The sequence below is a fragment of the Solidesulfovibrio alcoholivorans DSM 5433 genome, from assembly GCF_000702665.1.
In the GTDB taxonomy this organism is placed as follows: Bacteria; Desulfobacterota; Desulfovibrionia; order Desulfovibrionales; family Desulfovibrionaceae; genus Solidesulfovibrio; species Solidesulfovibrio alcoholivorans.
The window spans coordinates 1-4,694 of the sequence record NZ_JNJA01000045.1 but is presented as its reverse complement, the minus strand read 5'-3'; the positions used below and the strand labels follow the sequence as shown (position 1 = coordinate 4,694).

Genomic DNA, 4,694 nt, shown 5'->3' with positions numbered 1-4,694 from the left:
TTTGGGGTTGACTTCGGGACGAGTTTGGGGCATTTAGCCTGTTCCCTGATTCTGTTTATAGGACCGTAGCTCAGGGGGAGAGCGCTTGCTTGACACGCCAAAAGCGTGATTTAACCCCCTAAAATAATTCCAAAAGCCCCTGTGAAAAAGTGATCCTGTTGGCGAGTAGCCAACGGGGTCTTCTTCTTTTTATTGGTCTGGAATTCGTACGTTGGCGCGACTGTGGTCAGGCGTTGGCGTGACTGTGGCGGTGGTTGCCAACCGCCTCTCTTTACTCATTGATTTTATTATATATTCGTCAATGAGCCCGCCTCATCTTTAGCAATACTCCTTGACGGCTAGTAACATATTTGTTATCTATAGGCTGTGACATGGGAAATACTCTATTATAGCGATTGGTTGCAGGAGGAGATCCTGGCGATGCCAGTTACCCTCCAAGCTCGTTATCTGCACCTTACGGCACGAATGCGAATATTCGGCGCTGATCTTGGGTTACCGCATACCAGGGCGATGGGAGATGGTCTCTTTGAACTTCGTTTGAAAGGTGCTGAAGGAATCGCCAGAGTTTTCTATTGTACTCTTGTCGGGAAGAAAATCGTCATGCTTCATCACTTTATCAAGAAATCGGAGAGGACTCCCAAGCGGGAGTTGGTGGTTGCGATAAGACGAATGCAGGAGGTTAAGGCATGTTAACCCATGAAGAACTTTCAAAAAAGATGCTTGCGAATCCTGCTGTTAAGGAAGCCTATGATGCCATGGCCCCAGAGTTTGCTCTCCTGGATGAACTTCTGCGGGCAAGAAAAGAAGCTGGTCTGAGTCAGGCCCAGGTGGCTGCCTTGATGGGAACTAAAGCCCCGTCCGTCGCCCGCTTGGAATCTGCTCTGTCCAGCGGTAAACACTCGCCGTCCGTGGCGACACTGCGAAAATATGCCAAGGCGGTAGGTAAGGAACTGGTTATTTGTCTGAAGTAAGTCTTCTTTTGGTGTGGCGGCACAGTGTGTTATCGTTAGTATTATTTGTATTTTGGGCTATCAACGGTGGCAATGGATTGCGATGTGATATTGCTATTCCTTGAGATAGAAGATGAATGCTTTTTTTTTATATGAAAAGGATATGACCTTGTTTGCTGAGCAGTGGGTGCATGCTCAGGGCTTGTTTTGTAAAAAAGAGTTTTCTCTTCCTTGGGGAGTCTGTGATGTGGTTGGTTGTTCTTTTCGATGTGAAAGTGTGCAAAAGAGGCTTCTCTATGGACAAAGAAAGAGCTTAGGTCCGCAACTCAGGGTTATGTTGTTTATGAGTATCCCTGAGAAAGATACAGGGACTTCGATAGACAAAGAGTCGCTTTATCAAAAATTTTCCTTAGTACTTGACAGAAGTAAATTTGAAAGTGATTTGTCATTTCTAGAAAAAAATAAATTTATAATTTCAATGAACAATGAATGTTTCCAAAGGATAAATGGGTGGTACCCTCTTCATGATAGATTGATTGCAGTTGAGTTAAAGATAAAAAGATTCTCTGAGGCATTACGTCAAGCTGAGGCGAATTTAAGATTCGCGGACGAATCCTATGTTGGATTGCCTTTAGATGCCGCACGTAAGGTTTGTGATAGCGGGTTGAAGGAGCAGTTCTTTAGTAGTGGTGTTGGTCTCTTAGGGTTCGGGCGAGTTTCTTGCGATGTTGTAATTAAACCTCAAATATCAAAAAAAATAAACATCGCTCTGCAAGATCATTGTATCGAACGATTTTGGCGAACTTTTTCAAAGGCATGTCAGCATTAATTGCTGTGCTATTTTTTCAGGTAGGCGGGCAGATTTTTCCGAATCAGGTAAATTTTGGTCAATTTGTTTTCCTAAAATATATGCACTAGAGAAATCTTGATAGAGGTATAGTGATCTTCCCTCGATTGGTATTGATTCTATCTTGTTGATCCACTCTCTGTAGAATTTGGCCACCTGCTCTTTTGATGAATACTCCAGTGAGATCAGTTCATAGTCCTTTGTCAGCGTGAGAAATTCTTTATAAGCTGGATCATTTTGAGAAATCTTTGTTAATGAATATTCAAGCCAACCCCTTAGTCCGGGATCGGCTATTGCCCTTCTTCTTAAAGGTGTGAGCGCTATTCTAGCTTTTCCTTGCTTGATAAATCCACCGGAAAGATAATATTGATAGGCAGAGCCTAAACTGATTGCCGGATGATTGAAGAGACCTCTCGCCCATAAAACTAAGTTAAAACCCCAGTATGGGCCTGTGACCTTAATCGGAGTACTGGAAAATGTTTCATTCAAAGCAACCGAAAAATCAATTAATTGTTTAAGCCTATTTGCTATTCCTTTTGAACAGTCTTCGTCATTTAATGATGAGTCAACAGTCCAAAGACCATTGGCACCTGAAAGGTTGTACCATTTTTGAGCGTTTGTAAGGGTTTTAACCCATTCGGTTTTCCCTTTCGTCTGGTTTTGGTGTGTGAAGACTAAGGGGAAAATGAGATTTCCATTGAACTGCCTTTCACTTCTCCATTCAGCAGATTTAATTGCAAGTATTTTGTTTAATTTGTTTCGCGAAGTGTCGTCGCATATTGGGATTTGTGGAAGTGTGATCCATTTTGGCTTTAATTGCAGAGCTCTGTCCATTATTTCAAAAACAAAAGCTTTGACCACTGCTTGATCTATTTTATTTAGCTTTGAAGCGTCACAAAGCATGTCGCTATTTGTATAGCTTTTAATATAACTTATCCAGTTGCTTTCTCTGTTTTTCCCGTTTAGTAGGCAATGGCTCCCGTCGATGGAAAGATCGACCCAGAGCGAGACACTTTTAGGAAGCATGTGTGAGATATTCGAGTACGAATCCAGTGAAATTCTTATTAACTCACAGTCTGAGAATATCTTTTTTGCAATTTTACAATCTCCTGATCCGTTGATAAATGGGATATATTCAGACATTTTTTGTCCTTTATGGGTATTAATGGTTGTCGAGTTTTGCTTTGCACTTAATGTAGTTGCATATCCTATCAATTTCTGGAAAAATCGTCATTTCAGATATGCCAAAGCGATCTAGCTCGTTTAATAAAATTTTTTTGTATTGTTTAAGGATTGGAACATGGACAAGTGAGGGGGATTGCTTTGGAGTTATAGAGAAACAGTTTGATCCATGCAAGGTGAATGCCCCCTGCTGGATCGTAATCCTGGGAGAATTCCAGATCGGGTAGATGGCAATATTATTTTTGCCATTTCTTGGGGATCTTTTCCCATCAAGGAAAAAATATTCATTGATAATTTCGGCGTCTTTGCTGTAATCTAGTATTCTAGAAGTCTTAATGCCTGATGCTTTGTTCAAATCAACTGGGTTGATTATAACAATGCACCCGTCCTGTTCTTGTTTTTGACAGGCAAAGTATAATGCAACTGCAGCATTCTCTGTCCAATCTAGAAGGCGCGTCGGTAAGCCATAGTGCTGAGCAAGTTGTGTCCACCGTAGTTCGTCGTTAAGTTCTGGTGGGCGTTCAATTTTCATTTCAGCATAGCGTTTAAAGCATGATATTAGCCCCAATGCTTTTTCACGATCACTAACGGTTTTGTAACGTAATGCTGAAGGGATTAACAGCCAACGATAATCTGCGTGGCCTCGAAACCAAAAAATATCATCCGAACCGATGAGGCTGCTAAATACTGCCAGATAGTCGCTTAGATTTCGAATTTCGTAATCAACAAAAGGGCAATCTAATCCCTCTGTTTGAAAAATTTTTCTTTTCGAAGAAGATAGCGTATGATGTTGGTTTGGCATAGTATTGAACTAGTTAAGGTCTAGAATGATTGAAATATATTTCTTGATTATTTGTGATATATAGACGAAGTGTCTTTCGCTTGGCATTGTCCAAATAAAAAACATTTCGACCAAGCCACGTATGCTTGGCGGCAAAATTCTGTTTCCCACATAAGGTGTTATTATCATATAATTAATAGAATGGGAACTATCTGGCTTGGAAAGTTCGGCATGAGCCGCTTTGGGTAGCGTGTTTAAATAATTAATTTTTTGAGTGATGCTAGTGGTGCTTCAATGAATCACTGACAGCACTCTCGATCATTTTTTTGATAGTAGCAGGTTACACCGCCGCTGTCTCCTTCAGCTTCTGCCAAGCACCGGTCCGACGACGCTTCTGAAGCCGTCGCTCACCTTCAGCATTTCCGGCAACTTCTTCTTGAAGTAATCCCGAAGTATGTCAATATCATCGAGAATAATGAAGAGGATGTGATCATTTGCAGTTCGCTTCTGGATAGGGGGCTGCCATAGGCATTGGCCTGGGCTATCGTGGTCAAAAAGGTGGTAAACCACGTTTTTGATCCTTCCCCATCGCCAAAATCGCAGACCTGATCGGCGACAATTACTCCTGAGCATCAGCGACAATTAGAATTGTGCATCCACCTCCCCTTGGAGGCTGGCGGCTGTCTCCCCCCGGGAAAGATGGTAGCCAGCTGAAATGATAACGGATGCGCAGGTGAGAAAGCTGATGCGAGAGAAGACCAAAACAGGGCTGACCGGAATAGCCGGGCTCAAGGCCGGCATGAGCCGCAATACGGCGGCAAAGTATCTCAAGGAAGGCAGACTCCCCTCTGAAATGAAGGAGGTACGGGACTGGCGAACACGGCCTGACCCCTTCCTGAATCATTGGGCGGAAATAGAAGCGCGTCTCACGGCG

At 42.7% G+C, this 4,694-nt stretch carries 5 protein-coding genes and 1 pseudogene; 4 read left to right on the top strand and 2 right to left on the bottom strand.

The features are described 5' to 3' along the window. Positions 1 to 366: 366 nt before the first annotated feature. The 3 genes from Q368_RS27365 to Q368_RS26375 all read left to right on the top strand — a co-directional run bounded on the left by Q368_RS27365 (position 367) and on the right by Q368_RS26375 (position 1,779). On the top strand, positions 367 to 693 hold the full coding sequence (locus Q368_RS27365; RefSeq protein WP_084159001.1) for a type II toxin-antitoxin system RelE/ParE family toxin: 327 nt from the start codon (positions 367 to 369) through the stop codon (positions 691 to 693). Then, positions 687 to 971 carry a helix-turn-helix domain-containing protein gene (locus Q368_RS0122620; RefSeq protein WP_029461283.1) on the top strand — a complete coding sequence of 95 codons (285 nt, stop codon included), beginning with the start codon at positions 687 to 689 and terminating at the stop codon, positions 969 to 971. The genes Q368_RS27365 and Q368_RS0122620 overlap by 7 nt, the downstream gene beginning before the upstream one ends. 112 nt (positions 972 to 1,083) lie before the next feature. Continuing rightward, the gene (locus Q368_RS26375) at positions 1,084 to 1,779 is read left to right on the top strand and encodes a hypothetical protein (protein ID WP_156955898.1); all 696 of its coding nucleotides are present in this window, start codon (positions 1,084 to 1,086) and stop codon (positions 1,777 to 1,779) included. On the opposite strand, the gene Q368_RS26370 is transcribed toward Q368_RS26375, so the two are convergent. Together Q368_RS26370 and Q368_RS25360 are read right to left on the bottom strand one after the other, a co-directional pair. Further along, positions 1,759 to 2,940 (bottom strand): hypothetical protein, encoded by a 1,182-nt coding sequence (locus Q368_RS26370; RefSeq protein WP_156955897.1) that lies wholly within the window; start codon positions 2,938 to 2,940, stop codon positions 1,759 to 1,761. The genes Q368_RS26375 and Q368_RS26370 overlap by 21 nt on opposite strands. Positions 2,941 to 2,959: 19 nt before the next feature. Further along, on the bottom strand, positions 2,960 to 3,781 hold the full coding sequence (locus tag Q368_RS25360; RefSeq protein WP_084159000.1) for an FRG domain-containing protein: 822 nt from the start codon (positions 3,779 to 3,781) through the stop codon (positions 2,960 to 2,962). 712 nt (positions 3,782 to 4,493) lie between these two features. Between Q368_RS25360 and Q368_RS26825 the strand changes: the two are divergent. Further along, positions 4,494 to 4,694, top strand: a pseudogene (locus Q368_RS26825) (hypothetical protein); the annotation flags it as partial.

What these genes read in the sequence shown, in the direction of transcription:
- Q368_RS26370 (WP_156955897.1), bottom strand. Translation starts at nt 2,940, where the DNA reads ATGTCTGAATATATCCCATTTATCAACGGATCAGGAGATTGTAAAATT.
- Q368_RS26375 (WP_156955898.1), top strand. Translation starts at nt 1,084, where the DNA reads ATGAATGCTTTTTTTTTATATGAAAAGGATATGACCTTGTTTGCTGAG.
- Q368_RS0122620 (WP_029461283.1), top strand. Translation starts at nt 687, where the DNA reads ATGTTAACCCATGAAGAACTTTCAAAAAAGATGCTTGCGAATCCTGCT.
- Q368_RS25360 (WP_084159000.1), bottom strand. Translation starts at nt 3,781, where the DNA reads ATGCCAAACCAACATCATACGCTATCTTCTTCGAAAAGAAAAATTTTT.